This window comes from Pseudobutyrivibrio sp. OR37, assembly GCF_900113655.1.
Lineage (GTDB): Bacteria > Bacillota > Clostridia > Lachnospirales > Lachnospiraceae > Pseudobutyrivibrio.
Map to the genome: position 1 here is coordinate 1 of NZ_FOQF01000067.1, position 2717 is coordinate 2717.

4 protein-coding genes are annotated in these 2717 nt (G+C 34.4%); all 4 read left to right on the forward strand.

Annotated elements, in window-relative coordinates; translation table 11 throughout:
• The first annotated feature begins 183 nt into the window (after positions 1 to 183).
• The 4 genes from BM097_RS15835 (at position 184) to BM097_RS15850 (ending at position 2455) form a co-directional block, all read left to right on the forward strand.
• The gene (locus tag BM097_RS15835; protein WP_090552651.1) at positions 184 to 501 is read left to right on the forward strand and encodes a helix-turn-helix domain-containing protein; all 318 of its coding nucleotides are present in this window, start codon (positions 184 to 186) and stop codon (positions 499 to 501) included.
• Entirely contained in the window at positions 476 to 1039 is a 564-nt protein-coding gene (locus tag BM097_RS15840) for a hypothetical protein (RefSeq protein WP_090552654.1), read from the forward strand. The genes BM097_RS15835 and BM097_RS15840 overlap by 26 nt, the downstream gene beginning before the upstream one ends.
• 85 nt (positions 1040 to 1124) lie before the next feature.
• Entirely contained in the window at positions 1125 to 2069 is a 945-nt protein-coding gene (locus tag BM097_RS15845) for a hypothetical protein (protein WP_090552658.1), read from the forward strand.
• Between the two features lie 38 nt (positions 2070 to 2107).
• On the forward strand, positions 2108 to 2455 hold the full coding sequence (locus BM097_RS15850) for a helix-turn-helix domain-containing protein (protein ID WP_090552660.1): 348 nt from the start codon (positions 2108 to 2110) through the stop codon (positions 2453 to 2455).
• Positions 2456 to 2717: the final 262 nt, after the last annotated feature.

The window sequence follows — 2717 nt, forward strand, 5'->3', positions numbered from 1 at the left end:
TGTCTAAAAAAGGAAAAAACGAGATTGAAGCATATCACTTCAATCTCGTTTTCTTCATCGTAGCCTCCACCGCAATGTTAACTTAATGACATTGCATAGGTGCCAAGTGTAAATTGACACTGTTGTCATGCAATATTATAATTGTGCCATAAGAATATTGGCACAAAGGAGGATATTATTGCTATGACACTTGAAGATGCTTTGAAAAGAATATCGGAACTTGAAGAAGAGAATAAAAAACTTAGGGAAGAACTTGAATTCTATAAAAGTAAAAAGTTTGCCGGTAGACAGAAGCATGATGAGCATTGGATGAAGTCATATAACGACTTTGTGGCGCTATATGAGGACGGTCTTACAATTATGGAGATTGTAAATCAGGGAACAATCAGCCGACGTACAGCCTACAGGTATAAAGCTTATTATGATGGGCTAAAGAAAATGAACGGTATCGGTAAAGAAGAAAAGAAAGAGAGTAATGTTAAAGTTGGAAAAAGAAAGTAATTCAAGAAATGTTTCAGTTATCAAGGATGCACTAGGGCATAATGTTGTAATGATCAATGACATCATTTTTCGTGGAAAACGTGGAATAAAATGGATTGATGTTGAAGAATACCTCAGACAGTATGTGGGCGAGTTCTACACAATTGCAGAGACAAATGAGGTAGTGTATATAGGTACAGATTTACCTGATGAGTATGCTCATTCGGAATATACACATATTCTAAAAGGCGCTAATGAAAAAGCAAAAGCCAATGCAGCTCAAGGTTTACCTGAGCTTATAATCACCGCTACTAACATGGAACATACAGATAATTCAAAGGCAAAGCATAAAAAGGATGCAAAGTACGGCTGGTATAAATATGAATCGCGATTTGCATTACCGGTATTTGCAGGTGATGGGGAAGTTGAAAGATACAATGTTTTTCATGTGGCAATGATTTTAAGACATGATAAGGATGGTATGAAATACTTATACGACATTATGAACATAAAAAAAGAAACGAGTGACCTTTTCCAGTCCGAAGACCTTACTCAGTAAAAAACCCATTTCTTGATTCTTATAATAAAGACGAAAATGGTATGTGTCAATAGATTTATTAAGTATTTTTGCGAGGAGAATTATGATGAGAAAAGAATACTTATTTAAAAACAGAGTAATAGTCGAAAATAAAGTGTTTTTGTTAGCGGAGGACGTAGCTAAAAAATTTGGGTATGATAGTCTCGAAATTTTTGCAAATTCGAGGCCAGAGCTGATTGTTGAAAAGAATGGACTTCCAAAACTTGTAGAAGAAACTAAATATAACAATATTATATTAGGTGATGTAGAGCTTTCAGATAGGATAAAGCATCTGGAATATACTAGAGTTGACACTTTGAGAAGTAGAGCGGAAACTCTTAGAAGTTTTTATCCACTAAAGTTTATGCTAGCAGGCGGAACCTTGGAACGTAAAGCATATGACGCAGGTTATGAATCAGTTGAAAAATATATAAATGATGTGGATTATCCAAAAGAGCTTGAGGAAGAAAAAGAGAATATGGTTCGGAAGGCTGATTTAATCAGTTCTATGGAGGATACTAAAAAGAAGATAAATGATTTGGTCGATTATGATATTCTGAAAAAATACAATATTAGGTTGACTCAATATATTCATATAAATGAATATGGAGTACACATAGAATCATTTTTGGCAGGAAAGGGAATCTTTTTTGCGTTATATGATTCCGACTATGCTTTTGACGAGCTCAAAGTTATCGATGGAGATTTAATTATTCCTACTTATGACGAATACGAAGACACATTTATTGAAAAAAATTATGGACATGATATTTCAGATAGAGATTATAGTCAATATAGCTGTATTGAAAATCTACTGTATCTTATTTTGCATAAAGAGTTTGAAGATGCAGGGGGTGATTTGATGTATTGTCAGTGCCCGGGAATTGATTTTTATATATCACAAAAAGAAATGATAAAAATGCTTTCACCAAGTCAGTATAGTAATATAATATTGGTAGATGGTGTTGAGGATTTTGATTTTGCAAAATATATTACACCGATTGAGGATTAGTCAATTTAAGATTAATCGATGGAAATTTGGAGCAGAATATGACTATTACAGAAAGAATCTTTTATTTAATAAAGGCTAGAGGCATGAGCCAAAACTCATTTGGAAAAGCAGCGGGTATAGCTCCTAGCACAATTAGTGATTGGAAGACAAAAGGGCATACTCCTTCTGCTGATAAGATAATGGACATATGCAGAGTTTTAGAAGTAACACCAGAGATTCTTCTTACCGGAAAAGGAATTGATGAACCTGATGTCACAGTACCTAAGATTGATTACAAGGGGAAGCAGCTTCTGCTAGAATATGAAAGCTTAAATGAAGATGATAAGAAGAGGCTGCTTGTCTACGCAAAGAAGTTGGGGGAGTTGACGAAGCTAGAGGATATTTAAAAGGATATTGTCTTGAAATGCCAAATTGGCATCTCAAGTTTGAATGAACATGGTGGAAGAAGAATACGTCCCTATGTTTATACTGAACAGGGGTAGCTATGCTCTCGGCTGTATAAAAAGTGAAGTTCATGTTTTGCCGGACTTTATGGATTTATCTATAAGGGCATGGTGTAAATTTCAATATTTAAATGTTCAAAAAGTGGAAAATAAAAATGTACATTTTCCACGCAATTACTCATCACTCTGAGTTTCCAAGAAGGTT

Coding starts and splice junctions, on each gene's coding strand:
- BM097_RS15835 (WP_090552651.1), top strand. CDS start 184: ATGACACTTGAAGATGCTTTGAAAAGAATATCGGAACTTGAAGAAGAG.
- BM097_RS15840 (WP_090552654.1), top strand. CDS start 476: ATGTTAAAGTTGGAAAAAGAAAGTAATTCAAGAAATGTTTCAGTTATC.
- BM097_RS15845 (WP_090552658.1), top strand. CDS start 1,125: ATGAGAAAAGAATACTTATTTAAAAACAGAGTAATAGTCGAAAATAAA.
- BM097_RS15850 (WP_090552660.1), top strand. CDS start 2,108: ATGACTATTACAGAAAGAATCTTTTATTTAATAAAGGCTAGAGGCATG.